At 47.0% G+C, this 23,229-nt stretch carries 27 protein-coding genes; 20 read left to right on the top strand and 7 right to left on the bottom strand.

What is annotated here, in order from left to right; all coding sequences use genetic code 11:
- Positions 1-103 precede the first annotated feature (103 nt).
- Positions 104-1,111 (bottom strand): YhcN/YlaJ family sporulation lipoprotein, encoded by a 1,008-nt coding sequence (locus ACQ5DJ_RS10525; RefSeq protein WP_429842420.1) that lies wholly within the window; start codon positions 1,109-1,111, stop codon positions 104-106.
- A 79-nt stretch (positions 1,112-1,190) separates the two neighbouring features.
- On the opposite strand from ACQ5DJ_RS10525, the gene ACQ5DJ_RS10520 reads away from it, so the two are divergent.
- On the top strand, positions 1,191-1,853 hold the full coding sequence (locus ACQ5DJ_RS10520; RefSeq protein ID WP_429842419.1) for a YutD-like domain-containing protein: 663 nt from the start codon (positions 1,191-1,193) through the stop codon (positions 1,851-1,853).
- Between the two features lie 223 nt (positions 1,854-2,076).
- A complete protein-coding gene (locus ACQ5DJ_RS10515; RefSeq protein ID WP_429842418.1) occupies positions 2,077-2,382 on the top strand; it encodes a hypothetical protein in 306 nt (101 codons plus the stop codon).
- A 157-nt stretch (positions 2,383-2,539) separates the two neighbouring features.
- Here ACQ5DJ_RS10515 and ACQ5DJ_RS10510 read toward each other — a convergent pair whose 3' ends face one another.
- A complete protein-coding gene (locus ACQ5DJ_RS10510; RefSeq protein WP_144619415.1) occupies positions 2,540-2,809 on the bottom strand; it encodes a DUF3055 domain-containing protein in 270 nt (89 codons plus the stop codon).
- A gap of 12 nt (positions 2,810-2,821) precedes the next feature.
- Positions 2,822-3,796 carry a class II fructose-bisphosphatase gene (gene glpX / locus ACQ5DJ_RS10505; RefSeq protein ID WP_069848719.1) on the bottom strand — a complete coding sequence of 325 codons (975 nt, stop codon included), beginning with the start codon at positions 3,794-3,796 and terminating at the stop codon, positions 2,822-2,824.
- A 242-nt stretch (positions 3,797-4,038) separates the two neighbouring features.
- On the opposite strand from glpX, the gene ACQ5DJ_RS10500 reads away from it, so the two are divergent.
- The 4 genes from ACQ5DJ_RS10500 to ACQ5DJ_RS10485 all read left to right on the top strand — a co-directional run bounded on the left by ACQ5DJ_RS10500 (position 4,039) and on the right by ACQ5DJ_RS10485 (position 7,708).
- On the top strand, positions 4,039-4,473 hold the full coding sequence (locus tag ACQ5DJ_RS10500) for a DUF86 domain-containing protein (protein ID WP_429842417.1): 435 nt from the start codon (positions 4,039-4,041) through the stop codon (positions 4,471-4,473).
- 109 nt (positions 4,474-4,582) lie between these two features.
- A complete protein-coding gene (locus ACQ5DJ_RS10495) occupies positions 4,583-5,212 on the top strand; it encodes a helix-turn-helix transcriptional regulator (protein ID WP_007715773.1) in 630 nt (209 codons plus the stop codon).
- 259 nt (positions 5,213-5,471) lie between these two features.
- Complete coding sequence (locus ACQ5DJ_RS10490) at positions 5,472-6,713, top strand: DUF4073 domain-containing protein (RefSeq protein ID WP_429842416.1); 1,242 nt, start codon at positions 5,472-5,474, stop codon at positions 6,711-6,713.
- A gap of 215 nt (positions 6,714-6,928) precedes the next feature.
- A complete protein-coding gene (locus tag ACQ5DJ_RS10485) occupies positions 6,929-7,708 on the top strand; it encodes a TIGR01457 family HAD-type hydrolase (RefSeq protein WP_429842415.1) in 780 nt (259 codons plus the stop codon).
- Here the strand turns inward: ACQ5DJ_RS10485 and ACQ5DJ_RS10480 are convergent.
- Positions 7,703-8,218, bottom strand: a complete 516-nt coding sequence (locus ACQ5DJ_RS10480; RefSeq protein WP_144619420.1) for a phosphatidylglycerophosphatase A family protein — start codon at positions 8,216-8,218, stop codon at positions 7,703-7,705. The two genes, ACQ5DJ_RS10485 and ACQ5DJ_RS10480, sit on opposite strands and share 6 nt — an antisense overlap.
- Positions 8,219-8,383: 165 nt before the next feature.
- Between ACQ5DJ_RS10480 and ACQ5DJ_RS10475 the strand changes: the two genes are divergently transcribed.
- The 3 genes from ACQ5DJ_RS10475 to ACQ5DJ_RS10465 are packed head-to-tail and all read left to right on the top strand — an operon-like array spanning position 8,384 to position 11,296.
- Positions 8,384-9,469: a hypothetical protein gene (locus ACQ5DJ_RS10475; protein ID WP_429842414.1), complete on the top strand. Its 1,086-nt coding sequence runs from the start codon at positions 8,384-8,386 to the stop codon at positions 9,467-9,469.
- The gene (locus ACQ5DJ_RS10470) at positions 9,426-10,385 is read left to right on the top strand and encodes a 2-hydroxyacid dehydrogenase (protein WP_429842413.1); all 960 of its coding nucleotides are present in this window, start codon (positions 9,426-9,428) and stop codon (positions 10,383-10,385) included. The genes ACQ5DJ_RS10475 and ACQ5DJ_RS10470 overlap by 44 nt, the downstream gene beginning before the upstream one ends.
- Positions 10,382-11,296, top strand: coding sequence for an alpha/beta hydrolase (locus tag ACQ5DJ_RS10465; RefSeq protein WP_429842412.1), 915 nt, complete (start codon positions 10,382-10,384; stop codon positions 11,294-11,296). The genes ACQ5DJ_RS10470 and ACQ5DJ_RS10465 overlap by 4 nt, the downstream gene beginning before the upstream one ends.
- A 51-nt stretch (positions 11,297-11,347) precedes the next feature.
- On the opposite strand, the gene ACQ5DJ_RS10460 is transcribed toward ACQ5DJ_RS10465, so the two are convergent.
- On the bottom strand, positions 11,348-11,575 hold the full coding sequence (locus ACQ5DJ_RS10460) for a NifU family protein (RefSeq protein ID WP_007715787.1): 228 nt from the start codon (positions 11,573-11,575) through the stop codon (positions 11,348-11,350).
- 195 nt (positions 11,576-11,770) lie between these two features.
- Here ACQ5DJ_RS10460 and ACQ5DJ_RS10455 point away from each other — a divergent pair, with 195 nt between their 5' ends.
- From ACQ5DJ_RS10455 to ACQ5DJ_RS10425, 7 genes are all read left to right on the top strand, one after another.
- Positions 11,771-12,694 (top strand): PLP-dependent cysteine synthase family protein, encoded by a 924-nt coding sequence (locus ACQ5DJ_RS10455; protein ID WP_429842411.1) that lies wholly within the window; start codon positions 11,771-11,773, stop codon positions 12,692-12,694.
- A gap of 1 nt (position 12,695) precedes the next feature.
- On the top strand, positions 12,696-13,829 hold the full coding sequence (locus tag ACQ5DJ_RS10450) for a bifunctional cystathionine gamma-lyase/homocysteine desulfhydrase (protein ID WP_429842410.1): 1,134 nt from the start codon (positions 12,696-12,698) through the stop codon (positions 13,827-13,829).
- Between the two features lie 29 nt (positions 13,830-13,858).
- The gene (locus ACQ5DJ_RS10445; protein ID WP_429842409.1) at positions 13,859-14,188 is read left to right on the top strand and encodes a YuzD family protein; all 330 of its coding nucleotides are present in this window, start codon (positions 13,859-13,861) and stop codon (positions 14,186-14,188) included.
- A gap of 124 nt (positions 14,189-14,312) precedes the next feature.
- On the top strand, positions 14,313-15,527 hold the full coding sequence (locus ACQ5DJ_RS10440) for a hypothetical protein (protein ID WP_429842408.1): 1,215 nt from the start codon (positions 14,313-14,315) through the stop codon (positions 15,525-15,527).
- A 115-nt stretch (positions 15,528-15,642) separates the two neighbouring features.
- Positions 15,643-16,536: a hypothetical protein gene (locus ACQ5DJ_RS10435; protein ID WP_429842407.1), complete on the top strand. Its 894-nt coding sequence runs from the start codon at positions 15,643-15,645 to the stop codon at positions 16,534-16,536.
- 144 nt (positions 16,537-16,680) lie between these two features.
- Positions 16,681-17,022: a hypothetical protein gene (locus ACQ5DJ_RS10430; protein ID WP_429842406.1), complete on the top strand. Its 342-nt coding sequence runs from the start codon at positions 16,681-16,683 to the stop codon at positions 17,020-17,022.
- A gap of 147 nt (positions 17,023-17,169) precedes the next feature.
- A complete protein-coding gene (locus ACQ5DJ_RS10425) occupies positions 17,170-17,928 on the top strand; it encodes a carbon-nitrogen hydrolase family protein (RefSeq protein WP_429842405.1) in 759 nt (252 codons plus the stop codon).
- 87 nt (positions 17,929-18,015) lie between these two features.
- Here the strand turns inward: ACQ5DJ_RS10425 and ACQ5DJ_RS10420 are convergent, their stop codons facing one another.
- Positions 18,016-19,083, bottom strand: coding sequence for an NAD(P)/FAD-dependent oxidoreductase (locus tag ACQ5DJ_RS10420; RefSeq protein WP_429842404.1), 1,068 nt, complete (start codon positions 19,081-19,083; stop codon positions 18,016-18,018).
- A gap of 173 nt (positions 19,084-19,256) precedes the next feature.
- Here ACQ5DJ_RS10420 and ACQ5DJ_RS10415 point away from each other — a divergent pair, with 173 nt between their 5' ends.
- A complete protein-coding gene (locus tag ACQ5DJ_RS10415) occupies positions 19,257-19,520 on the top strand; it encodes a DUF1450 domain-containing protein (protein WP_047072975.1) in 264 nt (87 codons plus the stop codon).
- A 104-nt stretch (positions 19,521-19,624) separates the two neighbouring features.
- On the opposite strand, the gene mqnE is transcribed toward ACQ5DJ_RS10415, so the two are convergent.
- Positions 19,625-20,728 carry an aminofutalosine synthase MqnE gene (mqnE, locus tag ACQ5DJ_RS10410; RefSeq protein WP_429842403.1) on the bottom strand — a complete coding sequence of 368 codons (1,104 nt, stop codon included), beginning with the start codon at positions 20,726-20,728 and terminating at the stop codon, positions 19,625-19,627.
- A gap of 336 nt (positions 20,729-21,064) precedes the next feature.
- On the opposite strand from mqnE, the gene ACQ5DJ_RS10405 reads away from it, so the two are divergent.
- The 3 genes from ACQ5DJ_RS10405 (at position 21,065) to ACQ5DJ_RS10395 (ending at position 23,197) form a co-directional block, all read left to right on the top strand.
- Positions 21,065-21,286, top strand: a complete 222-nt coding sequence (locus ACQ5DJ_RS10405) for an aspartyl-phosphate phosphatase Spo0E family protein (protein ID WP_017251347.1) — start codon at positions 21,065-21,067, stop codon at positions 21,284-21,286.
- A gap of 151 nt (positions 21,287-21,437) precedes the next feature.
- Positions 21,438-21,797 (top strand): iron-sulfur cluster insertion protein ErpA, encoded by a 360-nt coding sequence (gene erpA, locus ACQ5DJ_RS10400; RefSeq protein WP_144619432.1) that lies wholly within the window; start codon positions 21,438-21,440, stop codon positions 21,795-21,797.
- A 158-nt stretch (positions 21,798-21,955) separates the two neighbouring features.
- The gene (locus ACQ5DJ_RS10395; RefSeq protein ID WP_429842402.1) at positions 21,956-23,197 is read left to right on the top strand and encodes a DUF5050 domain-containing protein; all 1,242 of its coding nucleotides are present in this window, start codon (positions 21,956-21,958) and stop codon (positions 23,195-23,197) included.
- Positions 23,198-23,229: the final 32 nt, after the last annotated feature.

Genomic DNA, 23,229 nt, shown 5'->3' with positions numbered 1-23,229 from the left:
TGGCCTAACGGCCCGGGTTTTTCTTACTGTCCACTAAACGGGGCCTTGACCACCCTTAACGAGCGGAAAAGAGGGGGTTTTTCACTATATGGGGGAGAGGGCTTTAGCGACTGGTTGTAGCTTTGTGAGTTGCCTTCACGTTATGGGATGTTCCACCCATACGCTTGATAAGCGTCTCAATGCTTTTCGCATCTTCTGTACGTGCTGTACTCACGTTACTGGAGCGGCTTGCTACACGAGCGATTTCTTGGATGTCATTCGGATTATCGGTAACATACACTTTGTAATAGCGTGGTGAAACCGATTCAGCGTTCATTTTTGCTTGTTTTTTCGCTGTGTGCGCATCTGCTCCTTGTGTGTGCACACCTACAAAAACTTCTTTATCCGTTACCAAGACGGTAGAACGCTGAACGCCAGGGCAACTGGCAGTGACATTCCCTACAGCTTTTGCCAATGCATCACGGTCTACATAGACGTTTGTTACACTGGCGGTTTTCATATGCTGACGGTCAGTCTGCGCATAGCCCATGTGAGGCATTCCGGTTTGCATGACTCCTGCTCCACCGCGATTCCAAGAATGCTGTTGATAAATGGAATGGTGTCTTCCAGTCGGAGTATTGTAAACACCTGCTGTACCCGTACCGATACCAGCTGTACCCGTACCGATACCAGCTTTATGATCCGTAAAGGCATTGTACGGTCTCATCCCGCTTGTGAAGGCGTTGTAGTTGTTTACATTTGCTCGTGGAGTGGTAGCATTTGGATATACACCGTTGTTAATCCCAGCATTGTTGGTCAGTCCCATGCCATTGCGGACGTGAAGTCCATCACGTGTGCCGTCGTAGCTGCGGGTGTGAATGCCGTCGAAATTAGTGGTGCTTGTACCGTTGTAATTACGAGTGTGATGATACCCGTCAATGTTTGTCGAGCGCATGCCATCGTAATTACGGACGTGCATTCCATCAAAATTTCGAACGTGCGGAGCAGATTGGTACGACATCGTCTTGTTCGGATGCGTGTAGTTAGGCGCAGCATTGTTGTAACAACCAGTAGCTAAGAGCGCAATACCTGCAATTGCAGGATACAACCATGTCTTTTTCAATGGTAACACCCCCTACACGATAGAATGTCCAAAGGCACAGCTCAGTTATCGTGGGAAATTTAGCTCATGTTGCGTGAAATATGATAAGATGGACATAGTATACATGCGTAAGGAGGAAGCGAGTTTGATTCGCACGCAAGCCGGTACTTATGAAGTCATGGAAGTAAATCGAGACGGCTGGAACCTTGAAGCGTTCAAGGAGCGCTATAGCGATATCCTCGACAAGTACGATTATATTGTAGGGGACTGGGGCTATGGTCAGCTTCGTCTTCGTGGGTTTTATATTGACGCCAATCGCAAAGTACCGTTCGAGCAGCGGATCGCCGCTTTGGATGAGTACCTGCATGAGTTCTGCAATTTTGGTTGTCCGTACTTCGTTTTGCGCAAGGTAAAAGCAAACGTTGGCAACGGTGACGACCAAAGCGGACAAGATGAGGCTGCTTTTGATGTCATTGATATTCGTCAGGACATTCCTCGTGAAGAGGGTGGCTCTTCGCCCTATGTAGAACGAAAAGAACGCAGACGCTATCACCCGCGTCAAAATAAACAAGATCGCCAGAACAATGCTGGCGCTGATCGTAATGGGGCAGGGAGAAACGAGCGCGGGGATAAGCCAAAGTTTCAAAAGGATCGACCCGATAAAAACGGCAAGGATTCCAACTCACGAGAGCGCCGTCCCAATCAAATGAAACCCAATCGCGAACGCGATAAAGTCCCAACAGGACCAAATACGCCGAAACGTGAATCCTAAGAATGAATCAGAATAACCGAAGCATAAAAAAAGAGCCCTGTATGTCAGGGCTCTTTTCGTTTTTCGATCTAAAAACCGCCGCCAAAACCACCGGGACCACCAAAACCACCGGCTCCACCAATACCACCGGGACCACCAAAACCACCGGGTCCGCCAAAACCACCGGGTCCGCCAAAACCACCAGGACCACCAAAACCACCAGGTCCCCAACCAGGCCAGCCCCATGTGGGCCAATAGCCAGGCCAGCATGTATTGCATCCCCACCAAGGATATGGCTGTGGGACGACAACGACTTCAGGACCTCGTCTTCTTCGGAAAAAGACTGGATGTGCCTGATCTTCTGGAATGTATCGAAAATCCTGATCTGCTGGGTAATAAGGTGGTTGGTCATATTGAGCGGGAACAAATTGGTTTTGATCGTATTCGTTTTGATCATATTGAGTTTGATGATATTGGTTTTGGTCGTATGAGCTTTGGTCGTATGAGCTTTGATCGTATGAGCTTTGGTCGTATGGATAAGATTGCATGATGCGATTCGCACTCCTCTCGTTATCTGTCTGTGCATCTGTGCAGTAGCAGTATACGAGGCATACGCCTGTAAGGAGCATTGTCCAGTAGGAAATGGGCGGGGGCTACAAATAAAAAAAGGAAGAGCCCTCAATCGCTCTTCCTTTGGTGAATGTAAATTAAATAGCTGCTTCCAAAAATGCTTTCAATTCTTCTGCTTCACGCTCGTTCAAGTTGAACGCGAATTCCAGATAGCCTTCTTCTTCCAGATCATCATGTCCAATAATAGCCGAGCGTCCATTTTGAATGTTGATGACAATCGCCTTCCCATAAAAACGGCTGGTCGTTGTAATCGCAAGGTCAAAACGCGTAGCTTCGCCTGTGAAGCTGACAAAGCGCGTTCGAGTATCCTCGGCTTCGTCGTACAAGTAAAACAAATCATTTGCCATATAGGTATCCCTCTACTTCCATAAAAGATTTGGTTTGTGTTCGGTATTGTGTACAGCGCGGACAAAGCGAATGGTTTTGGTTTGGGCACGCATGACGATTGAATGAGTTTCCACCATATCATCACCGAGATAGCGCACGCCTTGCAACAGCTCTCCATCAGAGACGCCTGTTGCCGCGAAAATGGCGTCGTCCCCTTTGACCAGATCGTTCAGCGTCAATAGCTGCTCCGGATTGTCGAGCCCCATTTTGATACAGCGTTCGCGCTCGATGTCGTTTTGCGGCTTGAGCTGTGCTTGCATGTCGCCACCGAGGCACTTGATCGCCGCGGCACTGATCACGCCCTCTGGCGCACCACCGATTCCCAAGAACAGGTCAATCCCTGTATGCGGCAGACAGGCAGCAATCGCAGCACCTACATCGCCATCTCCAAAAAGCTTCACTCGCGCACCCTTTTCACGAATGGCGTCAATAATCGCCTGGTGGCGGTCGCGTTCCTGAATAATGACCGTCACATCTTGGACGCGCTTGTTGTTTGCTTTTGCTACAACCTCTATCATTTTATCCACGGGATCGTAAAGATTGATTTGTCCGGCAGCACGTTTGCCGACGGCCATTTTCATCATGTACATATCTGGTGCATGCAACAGTGTACCACGGTCGCCGATGGCGATAACAGACATGGCATTGTTGTGACCCTTGGCGACAATCGTCGTTCCTTCTAGTGGATCAACCGCCACATCTACCTCAGGCCCGCCTGCTTCCGGGTTACCGAGCTTTTCACCAATATAGAGCATGGGGGCCTCATCCAGTTCACCTTCGCCAATGACGACGGTACCCCTCATGTTGATCGTATCAAACATGGCGCGCATGGCGCTGGTTGCTGCTCCATCTGCTTCATTCTTTTTCCCGCGTCCCATCCAGTGAGAAGAGGCGAGTGCAGCCATTTCCGTTACCCGCACAATTTCCAGAGCCAATTCGCGTTCCACAGTATGTTCCTCCCCTTATGCTTGCCGGCAAAAATTCACCCCATCATTGTAACATAAAGTAATACGTGATTCGTGACAGGTCGTACAAATTTGGTATACTGAGGGATGAAAAGAGGTGAAACCGGTGAGCAATTCCTATTTGCAGGAAGGGGAATTGGTGCTTCTCGTCCTGGTGCTAACATTTGTGTTTACCGTTTACTACTCAAAACGCAAATCAAAAAAGCGAAAGTAAGGAGAAATATATGTACGACGTGAATACAAAACGAATCGACCAAGTATTGGAACATATGTCTCGTATGCTTGATCTGTTGGACAAGCTCAGCGAACGAGGAGCCAAAGCGGTTTTGGCAGATGAAGTAGCTGTTGCAGCGATGGAGCGAGCCCTGCACTTGTCTATCGAAGGAATAGTGGATGTCGGAAACGCGCTGATCGACGGATTTATTATGCGCGATCCAGGAAGCTACAGCGACATCGTGGAAATTTTGCGGGATGAGCAAGTTATCACGGACGAACAGGCTGCGATCCTGACACGTGTGACCGATTTCCGCAAGCATTTGGTTAATGATTATACAAGTGTGCCGGCCAATGAGATGTACAGCCTTGTAGAAGAAGCTGCCGGTACCATTCGTCAGTTTGAGCCACAGGTGAGAGCCTTCTTGAAAAAAGAACTGTTTTAACATGTTTTCATTCCAAACACTAGGTAGCGGATATTTTATACAAAAGACTTTCGTTTGTTTACTAAAACGTCTTCATCCACTACAATAGGGAGAAAGGACGGTGATACGTATGACAAACGAAGGAACGTCCACTCGTGATCAAATCCTGCACATGCTCAAGGTCAAAGGTTCACTCCCTGTCAGCGACATGGCCGTCGAGCTAGGGATTACTGAAATGGCGGTTCGACGTCATTTGAACACCCTGGAGAGAGATAATTTGATCAAGTCTACGCTTGTTCGCCAAGCGATGGGACGCCCAACGAATGTTTATTCATTGTCGCAGGAAGCAGACGAACTGTTCCCGCGCAATTATTCTCATTTGACATTAGATTTTTTACAAGACATAAAGGAAATCGACGGCTTGTCCAAAATAGAAATGCTATTTAGACGCCGCGAGAATCGTTTGGAGGAGACTTATCGCTCCCACATGCAAGGCGACTTGGAAAATCGTGTAGCCAAGCTAGCCGAGCTGCAAAACGATAAAGGCTACATGGTGGAATGGGAAAAGGACGAAAATGGAGACGGCTATCGGATTCAGGAGTTCAATTGCCCAATCTCGCAAGTAGCTCGTGAATTTAACCAAGCGTGTAGCTGTGAGCTCTCGTTGTTCCGTCGGGTCTTGAATGCCAATGTCGAGCAAACCACGTGTATGGCAAAAGGCGGAGACAAATGCGTGTTTCACATCAAGGAAGCGAAATAAACGAGCCATAACGAAAATCCACTCGAATCGGGTGGATTTTTTTCTTTTTTCTATAATCAGGCAGGTATTAAGTACCTTTTTGCTACATTCTAGCAATCTTAATGTTGGATTAACGTTTTCTTTATGTTGGACATCTACTATTTATGATGTAAAAAACAACAAAACACACAAAAAACAACAGGAAGGTGGAATGATATCAGGATAATATTGGTTAATCGGATGGCCGTCGTATCGAAAAACAGATGAGGAGTGATCCGTAATGAAAAAAATGGTATCAAGTATAGCTGCTTCTGCCCTCTTGTTGGGTGGAATTCTGCCAGTCGTTGATTCCGCTCAAGCAAAAGACAAATTTTCTGAAACAAAGATGACAATGACATTTGACGTGATCAGTGACATCCAAGGAGACCTCCGAGATTTTGATCACGTTTTGCAAGACATCAATGAGGAAAATCCAAAGTCCGAAGCGCTGATCATTAACGGTGATATTACTCCTCGCGGCTATGATTTTGAGTATCAAGCCGTGCAAGATGTGCTCGATAAAAATCCTTCCCCTGACAACGTGTGGTACAGCATCGGTAATCATGAGTTTTATGTGCCGAAGTGGAAGAATCCCCAAACGCTTGCACAAAGTAGCTGGCCAAACGGCACAACGGAAGAAGAGTTGTTCGATAACTTCTACCAATTCAGCGGAGAAGACAAAGTCTATCACCAAAAAGAAATCAATGGATATCCCTTTCTCTTCCTCGGCACAGAAAAATACATGAAATACCACGATCCAAAATTGTGGGATGAAGTATACATGAGCGACGAGCAACTGGATTGGCTAAAAGAAAATCTGAAGCGTTATAGCAAGAAGGACAAGAATAAACCTATTTTTATATTCTCCCACCATGTGCTTCCAGATAGCGTCTCCGGCTCCAGACAAAACCCATACATGAACGATTACCTGAATGTGGACAAGCTCCTTGACATCTTGAAAGACTATCCACAAGTCGTTTTCTTCACAAGTCACACCCATTGGGATCTGAACCTACCGGACTGGGCAGGCAAAAAGAAAGTCAAAGGCGGAGACAAACGCGGTTTTACCGTCGTAAACACGGGCGGCATCGAAACGGGATGGATGTCAGCCGGTCCAGACGGCGGCGAAAAAGTCGCGCCGGATGGAGGGGATTTCAAGCAAGGGCTGCGCTTGCAAGTGTATGGGAATGATGTCGTCATCCAAGCGTATGATTACCAACACGACAAAGTAATTAAAAAGCTCGGCATCCAAAATGGAAAAATCGAGCAGTTGGCGCCGGATGTACAGGCAGATGATGAGAATAATGTGCTTGTCAACACGTCGCAATACATGGAGTACGCAGTTGGCAAGCAAAAAAACTGGCGGGATTTTGATCCCGAAAATCCACCGACATTTCCAGGAAACCAGGTCGTGTATGTCCGTCATAAAGGGGAAATGAACCTAGAAGACGGCACGCCAATCATGGTCAAATTCAAGAAATAAACGGGACTTCCATGCATTGTTCGTTAGAAGAGGGCCGATCGGGTCCTCTTTTATTTGTGTCTTATTCATACCAGTAGATGAAGAGATGACTAGAAAAAAAGCAGGAAGCGGTGGAAGGCCGTTTCCTGTTTTTGCGATAGAAAGGACGAAGGTTTACACTAAGGGGGGAGAGCCTGTATAACTGGCTTACGACAACAGATGGGAGATGGAACAACGTGAAACCATATAAAGGTTACTTGCTTGATCTAGATGGAACGATTTATCGGGGAAAAGAAGCGATTCCGGGAGCTGCAGCATTTATCTCCCACTTAAAAACTCATCAGATTCCGTATTTGTTCCTGACCAACAATTCTTCAGCATCTGCACAGCACGTGGCAGAACGGCTGGTAGCAATGGGCATAGAAGCACAGGCTCGGGACGTGTATACCACGAGCATGGTGACCGCTACCTATTTACGAGAACAGGCACCAGCGGGTACACGCGTCTACGTGATTGGAGAGGCGGGCTTGCATGATCAGCTAACGGATGCAGGCTATGTGATTACAGAAGAAGATCCGGCATATGTCATTGTTGGGATTGATCGTGCTTTTACGTATGAAAAGCTGGCGATCGCCGCACGCGCTATCCGTGCAGGAGCAACTTTTATCGCTACCAATGCAGATGCAGCCCTGCCGACGGATGGTGGTCTGTACCCAGGCAATGGTTCATTGGTGGCAGCTGTCTCCGTTGCCTCAGCGACCAAGCCTATCGTGATTGGCAAACCGGAGTCCATCATCGTCCGATACGCTCTGGATCAGCTTGGTACTGCTGCGGCAGACACGCTGATCGTCGGGGACAATTTATTTACGGACATTGAGGCAGGTGCCAACAGCGGCTTGGACAGCTTGCTCGTTTTGACAGGCTATTCCACGCGCGAAGAAGCAGACAAGCATCATGCTACGCCTACCCATATTGCGGAAGATTTGCCTGAATGGCAGCGACGAATCTCCCTATGATTCTGCGCATTCTTCCTGCTGCTTCTGGCGGTGGGCAATACGGCTGGAGGCGGCGGCTGCGACCGCACCGACGAGATCGTCCAAAAAAGTATGGACACCAAAACGCTTGTCGTTGAGATCGGCGAGTTTGCCGTGCTTCAGCTTGTCTACATAACCGAAATTAGTGAATCCGATGCTCCCGTAAAGATTGACGATGGCGAGGGCTAGTACCTCGTCTATGCCATAGAGAGGCTCGTCTGATTCAATAATCGCCTGGAGCGGAGGCAGCAGCTGCTTTTGTTCTGCGAGGATGTCGAGTTGAATCCCAGTCAGCAACGCGTTTTGGACCTCACGTTTTTTCAAGACGGCAGTAACACTGTCCAGACACATGTCCAAGGTGATGTCCGGGATATATTTTGACTGTAGGAACATGACAATTTCAGCAATGTCGTCCATACTGACTCCTCGTTTCTCCAAAAGCTCAATAACGAAGTCCAGACAACTCTCGCTATTTAGTGGATGCTCACTCATGCTTGGGGTTCCTCCTTTTTCACATAGGTGTTTCAAAAAGTCGACTTTTCAGCACCCAGAAAGTCGGCATGAATGTATCTAGTATCTACATACAGATAGGCACCTATCCCGATCTCTCGACATATAATGCCAGAAGAGCAGTATGCAAGGAGGGTGAACGACTGTATGGAAGAAAAAGATCTTCTTCAGGAGAAGTACGGTTTTGAACTCCAGGGATATCGCACGACGGGGGCAAGCAAGGTACTGGAAACGGATCGAGGCCTTTACTACATGTTCGAGGCGCCAGCTGGATATAAATACAAAAGCAAGTTTATTGAGAAAGTAAAACAGCATTTGAGTCAACAGCAAAACATTCGCTTGTTAAAGCTGGTGAACACAACAAGCGGGCAGGCTCACATCGTTGATGATGAGCAGCTTTACTATTTATACAGAGGTGTGCGAGAGGCTGTTCCCGACAATCCACATTATTCCAGTGGTCAATCACTCGCACAGTTCCATCTGGCCACGAATGATTTTTCACCTGACAAGATGTTTATCCCCTTTAGCTCACTTGGCAACTGGCCGAGTACGTGGCGCAAAAAGCTACGGAATTTTAATGAGTATCGGGATGAGATGGATGAGGAAAATGTAGAGCTCGCGCCAATGGATGAATATTTGTTGACCTGCTTCACGTACATTACTCAACTCGGTGAATTGTCCGTTCAATATTTGTTGGATGCTGGATACGATAAAGTCGTGAAGGAAACAGCTGGCCTCGGGAAAGTAGCCTACCAAAATTTTGATCAAGGGTATATGCTATGGAAAGAGAAGGATGTACGTCTAATGGCAGGTGAATGGAACTGGGTTCTTGATATGCGTACTCGCGATGTGGGGCAGTGGATCAAAGCCGAGACAAAGCGAAACGGCTGGAATGAAGAGGTTGTGACCAGCTTTCTCGACGGCTACAACAGCGTCTCTGCTCTGCAGCCAGATGAATATGGCGTGATTTATGCGCTCATGCTCTACCCAGGCAGGTTTTTGAAGCTCGTAGAGACATATATGGAGTTGCCGGTAGAAGAACGTCAGGAAGTCAACATCCAAGCATGGCAAACGCAGTTGGAAGACGAGCTAACGAAAATAGAAGACGGACTTCGTAAGTACCCTCCATTCATTGCACAGCGTTATGACGTATCCATTCCACAAATTGATTGGTTGTGGAGGAAAAAAGATGATCAAGCAACAAGTTTTCGTTACAAGGAAACTCAATCCTGAAGTGATCGCGATGCTTGAAAAAGTAGCTCAGGTCGAGCAATGGACAAAAGATGCACCGATTCCGCGTGAGTTGTTGCTGGAAAAGATTGAACATGTCGATGCCGTCTTGACCATGCTGACAGAACGAGTGGACGAAGAATTTTTGGCGCGTGCAAAACGACTTCGAATCGTGGCGAATATGGCGGTCGGTTATGACAATATTGATTTGGAAGCGTGCAGACGACATGAGGTCATCGTAACCAACACGCCCGATGTGCTGACAGAGTCTACAGCCGATTTGGCTTTCGCTTTATTGATGGCAACAGGCCGCCGATTGACGGAAGCCAATCGATTTTTATTGCAGGGGGAATGGACATCGTGGAGTCCGACCCTCATGGCTGGACAAAATGTATACGGTTCGACTCTGGGGATTATTGGGATGGGGCGAATTGGGGAAGCTGTGGCGAGACGCGCCAAAGGATTTGGCATGCGGATCTTGTATCACAACCGGAATCGCAAACCGCAGGCTGAGCAAGAGACAGGTGCACGGTATGCTGATTTGGCGGAGCTTCTGCAAGAGTCCGATTACGTCGTTTTGCTTACACCGCTGACAGAGGACACACGTATGTTGATGGGGGAAAAACAATTTTCGCTCATGAAAGAAACTGCTGTGTTTATCAATGTTTCTCGTGGTGGGACAGTAGATGAGTCCGCACTGTATCAAGCGTTGGTAGACAAAAAAATATGGGCGGCAGGCCTGGACGTTTTTGCGGTCGAGCCTGTCCCGATGGATAACCCGCTCTTACAGCTGCCGAATGTAGTCGCTTTGCCACATATCGGTAGTGCAACTGTGCAAACGAGGGCGGAGATGGCGAGGCTGGCTGCTAGTAACATCGTAGCTGTACTAAGTGGGAGGGAACCTCTGACTGCCGTATGAACATGTTCTTTGTAGGAATCACAGGACTCTTATTGCTACTCTTGATTGCAGCAGTAGCCGTGTCGTTTCACGTAACCTGGCGCTTGACGCATCCCGTACGAAAGCCGGTTAACATGGACCCCCGAGATTTTGGGATTGAACAGGTGGAATCCATCGTTTTTTCGAGCAGGGAAACGACCATTTCGTTGGTTGGATGGTACTTGTCAGCTGAAAAAAATGGGAAAGTCTCCAATGGACGTACGGTCGTCTTTGCCCATGGGTATAGCCAAAACAGATTAGAACCGCATCTTCCCGCTCTGTCACTCGCCGCAAGACTTGTGCATGCTGGCTTTGACGTGCTGATGTTTGACTTTCGAAATGCGGGTGAGTCCAGCGACGCGCTGACTACGATTGGTCTTCGGGAACAGCTGGATTTGCGGGGGGCCATTGATTTTGCGGCAGCCAAGAAGCCGGAACATACACTGAGTCTCGTCGGGTTTTCCATGGGGGCGGCAACCTCCTTGATGGTGGGAGGAGTGGATGAACGCATCACGGCGATTGTAGCGGATTCTCCATTCTATTCCTTGCGTGAATACTTGGTTGAGAACTTGCCACAGTGGACGGGCCTGCCGCGCTTTCCATTCAACTGGCTCATCCTTACTTTGTGTCCTATATTGCTAGGAGCTAATCCGCGTGACGTCAATCCGTATCAGGCAGTCAAGCAAGCGAACAAACCGATTCTTTTTATACACGGGACAGGCGATACGACGATCCCCATGGTAAACAGCGAACGACTATTTGAGCTGACGCAAGACAAAGGTTCCGAGATTTGGATCGTACCGCGAGCGGGTCACGTCCGCAGTTATCCATTAGTTCCAGAGGAATACGAGAAGCGCGTCGTAGCTTTTTTGGAAAAAGGGAAGGGGAAATGAAAAAAGCAGCTACGCGGTTGCTGTAGCTGCTTTCATGTCGATGTGACTGGATTAGAATACTTGTTGAACTTCCTTGATGCCTGGGATTTCTTCCACCAGTGCACGCTCGATTCCTGCTTTTAGGGTGATGGTAGAGGAAGGGCAGCTACCGCAAGCACCCATCAGGCGCAGCTTTACGATGCCATCTTCTACATCAACGAGTTGTACGTCTCCGCCGTCACGTTGCAAGTAAGGACGCAGTTTATCGAGAACTTCTTGTACTTGATCCATGATATCCATGTTACATTCACTCCTTTCCAACCTCTCCTTTATTATAATCATACCATGGTGAGAAATCCATGGCTTACATGCCCTGTTGACACTTTGAAGTTCCGCTGACACACCGAAGTTCAGTAGCATGGACTTTTTGTAATCTTTGCATGTTATAATGAAAATGAAAGAAGCAAGTACTTCAATATAAGGAGTCAGATCTTCGTGAACGTATTTCGCAATGTGAAGGAACTGATTGGTAATACACCGATAGTCGAAATTACACAATTTGAGCTCCCTGAAGGTGTCCGCTTGTTCGCCAAGCTGGAATATTTTAACCCAGGAGGCAGCGTAAAAGACAGACTCGGCGTGGAGTTGATTCGTGCCGCAGAGGAAAATGGCCAATTGGCCCCAGGTGGTACCATTATCGAACCGACAGCAGGAAATACAGGAATTGGTGTAGCGCTGGCCGCTGTAGGAACTGGTTATAAAGTCATCTTCTGCGTACCAGCGAAGTTTTCCGAGGAAAAGCAAGAGCTGATGCGTGCTCTCGGAGCAGAAGTCGTCAATACACCGACAGAGTTGGGGATTAAGGGTGCAATCGCTAAGGCAAAAGAACTCGCAGAATCGATTCCAGGTGCTTTTGTACCACAGCAATTTGCTAACCCGGCGAACCCAGACGCACACTACAAAACAACAGGTCCGGAAATTTGGAGTCAAATGGACGGCCAAGTAAACGTATTTGTGGCAGGCGCGGGCTCTGGCGGTACTTTCATGGGTGCTGCTCGTTACTTAAAAGAACAAAACCCAAACGTAAAAACGGTAATTGTCGAGCCAGAAGGTTCCATCTTAAATGGGGGAGAATCCGGCCCGCATAAAACAGAAGGGATCGGCATGGAGTTTTTGCCTCCGTTCATGGATACGAGCTACTTCAATGCTATTCACACGATTCTCGATGTGGAAGCATTCGATCTGGTCAAGCAGCTGGCTGCCAAGGAAGGCTTGCTCGTAGGCAGCTCTTCAGGTGCAGCTATGGCAGCGGCACTGCGCGAAGCAAGAGAAGCAGCTCCAGGGACGAATATCGTTACACTGTTTGCTGACGGCAGTGAACGTTATCTAAGCAAGAAAATTTACCAGGGGGGAATTTAAGATGCGTATCAAAACTCGTCTGATCCACGGCGGAATCGATGGAGATCCACATACAGGAGCCGTATCCGTTCCGATTTACCAGGTAAGTACTTATAAACAGGAAGCAATTGGCGTTCACAAGGGCTTCGAATACTCCCGTACCGGGAACCCGACCCGTCACGCTTTGGAAACATACATCGCAGAAATCGAAGGCGGCGCTCGTGGCTTTGCATTTGGTTCTGGTATGGCGGCACTCTCTACCATCCTCTCCATGTTCAACAAAGGCGACCATCTCGTGGTAGGTGACGATGTATACGGTGGTACTTACCGCGTCGTTACACGTGTATTCTCCCGCATGGGTCTGGAAGCAACCTATGTAGATACGAGTGATCTGGCAGCAGTAGAGGCGGCAATTCGCCCGGAAACCAAAGCAATCATTATGGAAACACCGACAAACCCACTGCTGAAAGTAAGCGACATCAGCGCGTTGGCAGGCATCGCAAAAGCTAATGGCGTGTTGCTCGTGGTAGACAACACGTTCATGACACCATACTGGCAAAATCCGCTGGATCTCGGGGCTGACATCGTGTTCCATAGCGCAACGAAATATTTGGGCGGACACAGCGACGTAGTAGCAGGTCTGGTCGTAGCAAAAGATGCGCAAGTGGGCGAAGACCTCCATTTTGTGCAAAATGCAATTGGCGGTGTGCTTGGACCACAAGATTCTTGGCTCTTGCTGCGTGGTATGAAGACGCTGGGAATTCGGATGGAAGAGCATGAGCACAACGCACGTACGATAGCAAAATGGCTGTCTGAGCGCAGCGACATCAAACGCGTGATCTATCCTGGTTTGTCCAGCCATTCCGGTCATGAGCTGATTCAAAAGCAAGCGCGTGGCTTTGGTGGTATGATTTCCTTCGACGTAGGCAGTGCAGAGCGTGCTGACGAAGTGTTGGCAAAGGTAAAATACTACACGTTGGCTGAATCGCTAGGTGCAGTAGAGAGCTTGATCAGCGTACCTGCACGCATGACACATGCTTCTATCCCGGCAGAGCGCCGTGCTGAGCTGGGCATTACGGATGGCTTGGTGCGCATCTCTGTTGGTATTGAAGATGTTCAGGACTTGATCGAGGACCTGGAGCAAGCATTGTCCTAAGCTAGCTGACCCGGGGGAGGGCGGATATAGTGACTGTCGATATCATGGTTTTTGGGACAGAGCAATTGTGCGCAAGCTGCGTCAATTTGCCATCTGCAAAGGAAACAGCCGAGTGGCTGGAGGCGGCACTCTCTCGCAAATATGGGAGTGACAGCATCCGCATCGTTTATAGCGACTTTCAACAGCCGCAGACAGACGATGACAAAAGCTGGGCGAATCGCATTATCGAAGAAGATTTATGGTATCCGCTTGTCGTAATTTCCGGGGAAATTGTCGGTGAGGGAAATCCGAAATTAAAGGATATCTATGAAAAGCTGGAGAGCATGGGCGTGCAGCCGATTGCTTTTTTGGCAGAATAAGATTGCTCAAGAAACGACCAGATGATCAATATCTGGTCGTTTTTTTTAGAATAACAGTCTGAGCGCAACTTCGAAGGCCAAGAAGCGTTTAACTAGCATCAAATGAAAAAAGGGTGATTTTTCTATGTTTGGAAAAAAGATGGTGTTTAGCGTTCTAGCATGCTCCCTTTGTTTATCCACCATAGTTGTTACCCCATCTGCTACAAACATTGCAGAAGCAAACACAGAGAGCTACCGAATTACATATAAACTTCCGCCCAATCCGGAAAAATACTTGTTCTTGAATGTACAGATGGTTTCTATTACTAATCCGCACCCATTGCTTTTGCAACTACACCCTTATTCATCCGATGACTATATAATCGACATGGAAACGGAAGATTCGTATCACAAAATGAATTTCACTTATCGCTTGAATTTCTTATCCTCGAAAAAAGGATTTCTCTGGAATTTGTATGGCTTTATCGGTAATCTACCTCCAGCATATCCGGCTGACATGAATCTGAATGAGCTAGACCAAGGTATTAAGAATACGGACGCCTATTCAAAAGAGGGCAGAGCTCTACGAGAAACCAGAGCCCAAATTAATATGAATGCCCGCCTGCAGCCTCTTGTTCAAGCCGGTTACGTCATGCCAAATGAGATCGACGATGGGATCGCAACGAAGGATTTCGTCGCGACGGTTCTATATCGAATGTTCGGAACCGTTCGACCTTACCACGGTGGAATTGATCTGAAGGATTCGGAGAATGTTGCTGTGCGCTGGGCAGTTGAGGTAGGATTGCCGGGTTATATAGTAGATAGCGAAGGCTATATTTATCCTGATTCACCGCTTAGCATGGAATCCGGTCCGGAAAAATACGCGCAGGAGCATGCGTATGATCGTTTGCAGCATTTTATGAAACTCATTCTTCCCGGGAAAAAGACCGAATCAGGTTGGGAGTACTATCAGGTGAAATTAGCACCGGGGATGGTGCCGGCACAACCGCGTGATCTCATTTCAGTCAATGGAAAGCCTTATAGTGATGCTCCTGATTACTCTATTACAGAGACCCAAGAATACCAAAATGCTAGTAGAAAAATCGGGCAGTACTTTATTCCGAAGTTTCCCCAAATGCTCGATCAAGCACGTAAGGATGCCCTAAAGCCTCGAGCATGGGACTGGAGCCGCGATCTCATACACCATCCTAATTTTTCAAAGGGGATTGCCACTTATCGTAAAAACAAAAGCAGCAAAAATCTGAATGCCGTCTACCAAGCTGTAAGAAAGCACTACAACCTGAGTATCCGTCAAGACTCGCCAGCCATTATCAAAAGTGTGCTGGATAACGTCAAGTAACGTGCTGTTTACTATTTGTATATCATTCGTAAACCTTTTGTAACGAAATGGAACAGGCTTCGTCCTATAGTAGTAAATGTAACCAATAACTTACCATTTAGTGGAGGCCATAACGATGAATAAAAAATGGATGAAGCCTGTTACATATTTGCTGCTTGCAGGGGTTGTAGGCGTAGCTGGATTTTCTGCAATGAATACACAAGTAGCTCACGCAGACTCTGAAAAAGGAAAGCTTTTCTCGGCTGCGGCTGAACTGAAACTCGACAAAAACACCTATGTGATCGATCAAAAAACGGCTGACGTCAATGGCGATAAGAAGGATGACATCGTCTACCTGATTGGCGAAAAAGAAAAAGCGGATGACATCTATGCTTCCAATATGAACATCGTAGTGAAAGACGGAAAATCCGGCGCTTATAGCCAAACAGATATCAAAGAGCTGGGCGGCTATGAAGGCGAGCTGACTCTCGTAGACTTCACGGGTGATCATGTTGCGGATGCCTTCGTGAAAACAGCGACTGGTGGAAGCGGCGGTGTTTACAGCCATGTAATCGCTACTTTTGAAAACAACAAGCCAGCTGTGATTTTTGGTGAAAAGGAAAACGAAGGAATCCGTTACGAGGGGAAATTCGTGGATGGCTTTAAAGTAGAGGGCAAAGGCTCCCACCTGGATAAGCCGCTGACGCTTGACGTGAGTGCCAACCAGGATGTATACGTAGCTGCCAAGCTGTATGACAAAGCAGGTAAAGTACAGCCAACAGAAGATGCTGTTTCTGTATTCTCCTATCCATTCGGTTCTTTGACTCCAGTCGATATGGATGCGAACGGTACATTTGAGCTGGTAGGGGAGCAACGACTTGTAGGTATGAACAACACAGATACCGTTTCCCACATCAACTCCGTATGGGGCTACCAAGGTGACGGCAAGTGGAATCCATGGGAAGTAGAGTATTCTACTTTCTTGAAAAAACACCCGGGTGAAGCGATCAACACGATGATTGAAAAGTAATAATTGTAGAGCTTAATCCGCAGCCTCCTTTTCATGACGGAAATGAAAAAGGAGGCTGTTTTTCGTTGCCAGCGAATGGTTCTACCAACCGACTTTTTCTCATATGGATTTTGGGTACAGGGGTAACCAAAGGAGGAAGAGCGGATGGACCAACCGATTGCTCGCTACTACGAGTTGAAGGAAATTCAAAAGCAGGTAGAGGAAGAGTTGAACGAGCTGCGGAGTAAACTGATTGAAGCTTACAGCGAAGCAGGCAGCGCAGAGGAAGGCGAATACAAGCTGCTGATCTCCTATCAGGAGCGACGAGAATATAACGATGATCGCCTTTACAACGCCTTGCCAGATCCTTCGCTTTGGCGCCTCATGTCGAAGGCGGATACCGGGAAAATTTCGAGTTTGCTCAAGCTGAATGTCATCCATGAGAAGGTACTGGCAGACACCTATGAACCGAAGAAAGTACCGGTTTTACGTATTCAAAAGCGATAAACCAGCAAAATGAGGAAACCGTCAGGATGAATCTTGACGGTTTTTTTGCATGGAAAGAATTATTTTGTATAATGGAAGGATATTGAAAATTCCTGCTTTTTCCTTGTTTATTCTCTAGCAAGTCTTCCTTTAGAAAGAGGTATCCCCATGAAAATAGGTTTGGCTCAGACGAGGTTTCCCCAATCAGCGGCGGAGGGGCTCGCGATCATTAAGCAGCAGATGATCAACGCTGCGCAAAACAATTGCGATCTGATTTGCTTTCCTGAATCGGTGATTCCAGGGCTGCGCGGTGTAGGCTATGAAGTGGAAGCATACGATCATGAGGTACAACGGAGAGCTTTGGAAGAGATTCGTGCTCTGGCGCAGGAACGCCAGCTCGCCGTCATTTTACCGATGGAATGGAAGGATGAGAGCGGCTATCATCTTGTCGCCTTTGTGGTGGGGAAACAGGGAGAAGATCTTGGGCTACAAATAAAAAATCAGATCGATCCAGATGAGGATCAGTTTGACTATGTTCCGGGCGAAGGGCGCCAATTGTTTACGATTGAGGATGTGTCGTTTGGCATTGTCATCTGCCATGAAGGATGGCGGTACCCAGAGACGGTACGGTGGGCGGCACGCCGCGGAGCGAGCATTGTTTTCCATCCGATGTTTACAGGGGAAGTCAACAATCCTGATTTTTTCAACGGGGCAATGGTTTGCCGAAGTTTGGAAAACAACATCTACTTCGCCAGTGTGAACTACGCGATTCCGAATCAACAGGTGACGACGGCTTTGATTTCGCCTACGGGGGAACGACTGTGTGTCGCAGCTTCAGGGGGTGAGGAGCTGCTTGTGTACGAGATTGATCCTGCGAGAGCCACACGATTATTAGCCCAGCGCTTCCAGCCTGAATTGGTTGAATAGGAAGGAAAAGAGAGGAGTCGACCGCTTCGATTCTGTGCTTATACAAAAAGAAAACCTGTTAGACCATCTGGCCAACAGGCTTGCGCTTTATCCCATATGCTTTTTGTACATCCATAGCTGACCGCTCTTGATGACACGAGCCATCTGACCAACCAAAGACATTTTTCCCATGCTGGCAAAGCCTTCCTTTTTGCCAAGGGAACCGAGGAAGCCTTTGTGCTTGAGAGCAGGCAATGAAGCTGGATACTCCTCACCTTTGATGTCTTTTTTCAACATCAAGGCAATTTGTTCACCTTGGATCTCAGCTGTTTGTGCACTTGGCGCGATGATGGTACTTGCACAGTCACCTACCACATACACGTTCGTATGGGATGAGATTTGATGATACTGGTTTAGTTTGGCGCGTCCGATGTTGTCTGTTTCGATCGGCAGAGAGCGCACGATTTTATTCGCTTGAATACCTGCTGTCCATACGATAACATCACTTTCAACAGGCTGGTTGTGGTTGTACACGATTCCTTGCTCGATGCCAGTGACATTCGCCATGGAAACAAGCTGAACATCGTGTTCAATGAACCACTGAGATGCATATTCCTGAAGCTTTTTCGGGAATGGGCTCAAAATGCTTTGACCGCGGTCGATGATGCGTACATTCAGGTCGGGACGGCTCTCGCGCAGCTCAGCAGCCATTTCCACCCCGGAAAGACCACCGCCCACAACGCTAACTGTGCCGTATGGGTTCACATTATTGATTGCCATGTATGTGTTGCGGGTAGCTCCCATGGATTGAATTGAACACGTAAATTGTTCAGCACCAGGGATATCATGGTAACGATCCTCACAACCCAATCCGATTACAAGCCAATCGTAGGAGAGGGTGTCCCCGTTAGCAAAATTGACGACCTGCTCGTCCAATTCCACACCAGCAATTTCACCGTATTTGACGGTCAGGCGTGGATCGTTTGGAAAATTAACACGCAGGTGGGATTCCGGTGTAGTACCTGCCGCCAGAGCGTAATACTCTGTTTTCAAGCCATGAAACGGCATACGGTCTACGAGGGTTATAAATACGTCATCTGGTAAATCAGGGGACAGGACTCGCTCAATAATACGAAGACCCCCGTATCCTCCTCCAAGGATCACAAGTCGTTTCATAGAAGGTCTAGTCCTTTCTTCTGTCCGTTTTTTACAGCACCCACTCTATTTTTAGTCTCTTTCACTAAAAATGCAAGCAGAATCTTTTTCCCGTTTTCTCCGCTGGATTTTTATCAAAGTCGCGGTACAATAAAGTACGTGATGATGTCGAAATAATCGGTAGGTGACGATAGATGAAACCACTAGTAGAATTTTGCGCGAGCAATGTGTCCTCCTATACGCAATCCGTCGTGGATGCATTGGAAAATGATCCTGATCTGGACGTGGACGTACTCGAGTACGGCTGTCTGGGGTATTGCGGTGAATGCTACATGGAGCCATTCGCGCTCGTAAACGGCACATTGGTACAAGCTCCAACAGCCGATGAATTACTGGTGAAAATCAAGAATAAATTACGGGAGGAAGAAGAACTGCTGGATGCAGATTTTCCTCTGTAGGTTGTTCTCTTAGGATGTTCATTGGGGAGCATGATCAACCGTACACGAATCAAAATAGTAAAGCTGATGCCCAAGTGATATGGAGCATCAGCTTTTATTATGGATTAATGTTCTTTGATCACGTTGTAGAAGGTATCGCGTTCCAGCGCGCGTTTTCCTGCGCCTTTGATCAACCAAACCAATTCATCTACAGTCAGAGCTTGTTGGGTAAGTGCACCGGCTGAGTGGCTGATGCGCTCCTCGATCAAGGTTCCGTGAGCATCGGAAATTCCCATTTGCAGAGAAAGTTGTGTGAGCTGGGTACCGATGTTGATGAAGTATGCTTTGATATGCTGGAAGTTATCGAGCATCAGACGGCTAATCGCCATTGTTTTCAAATCATCAATGGCAGAGTTGCGGCGTTTGATACCAGCTGTTGCTTTAATCGGTTGAACAGCCAATGGAATGAACACCATGAAGCCGTTTGTGTCATCTTGCAGCTCGCGCAGGCGGAGCATGTGGATCACGCGCTCTTCCAACGTCTCGATGGAGCCGTACAGCATAGTGGTATGTGTTTTCAAGCCCAACTCATGAGCTGTGCGGTGTACTTGCAGGTACATGTCTGTACTTGCTTTTTCCGGGCTCATTTTCATACGATAGCGCTCAGTCAAAATTTCAGCGCCACCACCAGTAAGGCTTTGGAGACCAGCTTTCATCAGCTCTTGCAAAACCTCGCGGATAGATAGACCGGAAATGCGGGAGAAGAACTCAATCTCTGCACCTGTATACGATTTAATCGTTACATCCGGGTACGCTTTTCTCAAGGTACGAATGGTGTCGAGGTAGTATTCAAATGGCTTGTGCTGGTTATGGCCGCCAACGATATGGAATTCACGGATACCCGGATGGAAGCGCGTTTCTACATAATGAAGCAACTCATCTGTGCTCATTGTGTAGGCACCTTCATCCCCTTCATCGCGGCGGAAGCCACAGAATTTGCAATGAGCTTCACATACGTTCGTTGGGTTGATGTACAGATTTTGCAAAAAGTAAACGTTATCCTGATTCTTGCGATAGTTAACAACGTTAGCCAATTGTCCAATCGTCAAAAGATCGTTGGAATTAAAAAGGGTGACACCGTCTTCCAAAGTAAGTCTTTCGCCATGCATAACTTTTTCTGCGATTCCGGCGAGAGCTTTGTCTTGTATGGCAATCGTTTCAAGAGCCATTCCAAACACGTCCTTTCAAAGTCAATGGTTCTTAGATGAAAGAGCTTTAATCCAGTCATACCCAATCGATATTCGTTCCATGGGAGTGGAAAGGCTCTTAAGAATAGAGTAAATCTCGGGCAACAAGAGCACCTATATTATAAACCTCTTGGTAACGACGAACAATATCATAAGTTCTCCAACTCTCTAGAAGGAAGTTATGGATGTAAAAATATAACAATTACCGTCGTATTTTTGGTATATTTTCGGAAATAAAGGAATTTTTGTTTGCGAAATTCTAGCTGTTCTTGTAAAATATAGTAAGAAAGCCTGATCTATTATTAGGAGGAGCTTCAAATGCGGGACGTTTTGCTCGAGAAAATCGAACTCCTTCGACAGCGTATGGTATATATGGGGTTAGAGTTTGGGTTAGATCATCCAGATGTCCTAGAATACAGTATACAAATTGATCAACTACACAACGAACTGAACCAGATCGATCATAGTCTGTCTAAGGCAGGTAACCGGAAAAAAGCTTATAGATTTTATCTAATGGAAAATAATGCACATTTTGCATAGGAAGGGGAAACCCTTCTTTTTTATTTGTAAAAGAGAGAATGAGCGCGTAAAGTGCAGGGGAACCTTGTGGGAAGAAGCGTTTCTTAGTAAACTGAATATACTGGTTGTAACAAGTGCAGGAATAATGAGCCTGTGAAGGAGGGAAAGAAGCATGATTACATTGACAGAGAGCGCCAGTCTGAAAGTAAAAGAAATGCTGGCAGCAGAAGGTAAGCCCGATGTGTTTTTGCGGGTAGGTGTCAGAACGGGTGGTTGCAGCGGCTTTACCTACGGGATGGGCTGGGACGAAGAGATGAAAGAAGGCGACGTGACCTTCGAGCAAAACGGTGTGAAAATTGTTGTCGATAAGGACAGCTATCCATACATTAAAGGTACAGAGATCGATTTTAAGGAATCGATGATGGGCGGAGGCTTCTCTATCGAGAATCCGAATGCAGTGGCTTCTTGTGGCTGTGGATCTTCGTTCAAAACAGCGTTGGCTGAAGGTAAAGCGGAGAAATGTGACGACTAAGACGAATAGACAGAACCCCTTCGACTTGTGTGAATGAATGCGCACGAGTTGAGGGGGTTTTTTGTTGTACGAAATGAAAGAAATTTACAAAATATGGATTGATATTTATAGTTAGGAATAATTGGAAGTGAAATGAAAAGATGAGAGGCAGGATTGTTATGGATAAGAAATTCAAACGGCTTACTGCTTGTGTATTTTCGGCCATCCTTTTGTGTACGGCCATTCCAGTTACGAGTGATGCGGCACCAAAGGTAAAGTCAAAAGGATATGTGGCAGGCAATCTGACGTTGTTTCCACAACTCGATGTGAATGTGGGTGAGAAAGTCACGGTAACAGCAACGATTGCGAAACATGGGAAAATAAAAGGAGATGCGGAATTTCGCTTCACAGGTCCTGATGAGGATCTCGTGATGGAAGACGTGAAGGTCATAGAAGGAAAAGAGCAATACGAGGTAACGGGAACCTTTACTCCCTCGGAAAAAGGAAAGTATGAGATTAAGCTCATGCTAACCATGAAGGGTGAGGAAAAGGATGAGATACAGGGTGCAGCGTCTGGTCTCATTCGGGTAGGAGATGAGTGGAAATACTTCTTTGTCGCAGATAAAGACAACAAACTGAAAGGTACGATTTATAAGGATAAATTGGTCAACGAGAGTCCGATGAAAGTGAGCCAAGCCAATCAGGTGACGGGTAAAATCTTTCGAGGAAATCAAGAGATTTATTACTTGCAGGTCAACGAGCCAACTGCTGAAAAAGGGTTGCAAAAAGGCTCTCTTTACAAGGTAAAGCAAGGTAGCAGCACACCGGAAGCTGTGAAATTTGCGGGAGACAAGCTTACGTCCTTTGTTATGGATGAAAGCGATATGTACTTTACGGCTTATACAGTCGACAACCGAGCGATGCTGTATAAAGCGAAAATCAATTCGGACAAAAAAGAGGAAGTTCTTGAAAATGTAGACTATGCAACGGTTTCGAATGGCTGGTATTACTTCCATGACAGCCGTGATCAAAGACTCTATAAAATGAAGCTGGATGGGACCGAAAAAACGAAGCTTACCAAAGATGACACGAAAATAGATGTAAGCAAGGGCGGCAGCTTTGAGGTTTATACGGACGCGATTGCCTACGTGGATAGCAGCTCTCGGCATGTGCTGATTTCCAAGGAAGGTAAGCACTTGCAAGATGGCAAGCAAATCAAGGGAAAGATCACTGATGTCGTAGGTGGCAACATTTTCTATCTGGACAGCGACAAAGCTTTATACCGGACACAACTCGCTTCAGATAAAACAGAGAAAATCATGGACTTGAAGAGCGATTCGATTGTAGAGATAAACATACCAGCACAATACATTCTCTATGCCAAAACGAACAATGAGCTTTACAAGGTTCAGTGGAAATAACACAAGGAATCCATACTTCGGTATGGATTTTT

The organism is Brevibacillus sp. FIR094 (assembly GCF_050477165.1).
GTDB lineage: Bacteria > Bacillota > Bacilli > Brevibacillales > Brevibacillaceae > Brevibacillus.
The sequence above is the reverse complement of the archived record's forward strand: the minus strand, read 5'-3'. Positions and strand labels throughout refer to the sequence as shown.

Coding starts and splice junctions, on each gene's coding strand:
- ACQ5DJ_RS10520 (WP_429842419.1), top strand. CDS start 1,191: ATGGACATAGTATACATGCGTAAGGAGGAAGCGAGTTTGATTCGCACG.
- ACQ5DJ_RS10515 (WP_429842418.1), top strand. CDS start 2,077: ATGTGGGCCAATAGCCAGGCCAGCATGTATTGCATCCCCACCAAGGAT.
- ACQ5DJ_RS10510 (WP_144619415.1), bottom strand. CDS start 2,809: ATGGCAAATGATTTGTTTTACTTGTACGACGAAGCCGAGGATACTCGA.
- ACQ5DJ_RS10500 (WP_429842417.1), top strand. CDS start 4,039: ATGTACGACGTGAATACAAAACGAATCGACCAAGTATTGGAACATATG.
- ACQ5DJ_RS10495 (WP_007715773.1), top strand. CDS start 4,583: ATGACAAACGAAGGAACGTCCACTCGTGATCAAATCCTGCACATGCTC.
- ACQ5DJ_RS10490 (WP_429842416.1), top strand. CDS start 5,472: ATGAAAAAAATGGTATCAAGTATAGCTGCTTCTGCCCTCTTGTTGGGT.
- ACQ5DJ_RS10480 (WP_144619420.1), bottom strand. CDS start 8,218: ATGAGTGAGCATCCACTAAATAGCGAGAGTTGTCTGGACTTCGTTATT.
- ACQ5DJ_RS10475 (WP_429842414.1), top strand. CDS start 8,384: ATGGAAGAAAAAGATCTTCTTCAGGAGAAGTACGGTTTTGAACTCCAG.
- ACQ5DJ_RS10470 (WP_429842413.1), top strand. CDS start 9,426: ATGATCAAGCAACAAGTTTTCGTTACAAGGAAACTCAATCCTGAAGTG.
- ACQ5DJ_RS10465 (WP_429842412.1), top strand. CDS start 10,382: ATGAACATGTTCTTTGTAGGAATCACAGGACTCTTATTGCTACTCTTG.
- ACQ5DJ_RS10460 (WP_007715787.1), bottom strand. CDS start 11,575: ATGGATATCATGGATCAAGTACAAGAAGTTCTCGATAAACTGCGTCCT.
- ACQ5DJ_RS10450 (WP_429842410.1), top strand. CDS start 12,696: ATGCGTATCAAAACTCGTCTGATCCACGGCGGAATCGATGGAGATCCA.
- ACQ5DJ_RS10440 (WP_429842408.1), top strand. CDS start 14,313: ATGTTTGGAAAAAAGATGGTGTTTAGCGTTCTAGCATGCTCCCTTTGT.
- ACQ5DJ_RS10435 (WP_429842407.1), top strand. CDS start 15,643: ATGAATAAAAAATGGATGAAGCCTGTTACATATTTGCTGCTTGCAGGG.
- ACQ5DJ_RS10430 (WP_429842406.1), top strand. CDS start 16,681: ATGGACCAACCGATTGCTCGCTACTACGAGTTGAAGGAAATTCAAAAG.
- ACQ5DJ_RS10425 (WP_429842405.1), top strand. CDS start 17,170: ATGAAAATAGGTTTGGCTCAGACGAGGTTTCCCCAATCAGCGGCGGAG.
- ACQ5DJ_RS10420 (WP_429842404.1), bottom strand. CDS start 19,083: ATGAAACGACTTGTGATCCTTGGAGGAGGATACGGGGGTCTTCGTATT.
- ACQ5DJ_RS10415 (WP_047072975.1), top strand. CDS start 19,257: ATGAAACCACTAGTAGAATTTTGCGCGAGCAATGTGTCCTCCTATACG.
- mqnE (WP_429842403.1), bottom strand. CDS start 20,728: ATGGCTCTTGAAACGATTGCCATACAAGACAAAGCTCTCGCCGGAATC.
- ACQ5DJ_RS10405 (WP_017251347.1), top strand. CDS start 21,065: ATGCGGGACGTTTTGCTCGAGAAAATCGAACTCCTTCGACAGCGTATG.
- erpA (WP_144619432.1), top strand. CDS start 21,438: ATGATTACATTGACAGAGAGCGCCAGTCTGAAAGTAAAAGAAATGCTG.
- ACQ5DJ_RS10395 (WP_429842402.1), top strand. CDS start 21,956: ATGGATAAGAAATTCAAACGGCTTACTGCTTGTGTATTTTCGGCCATC.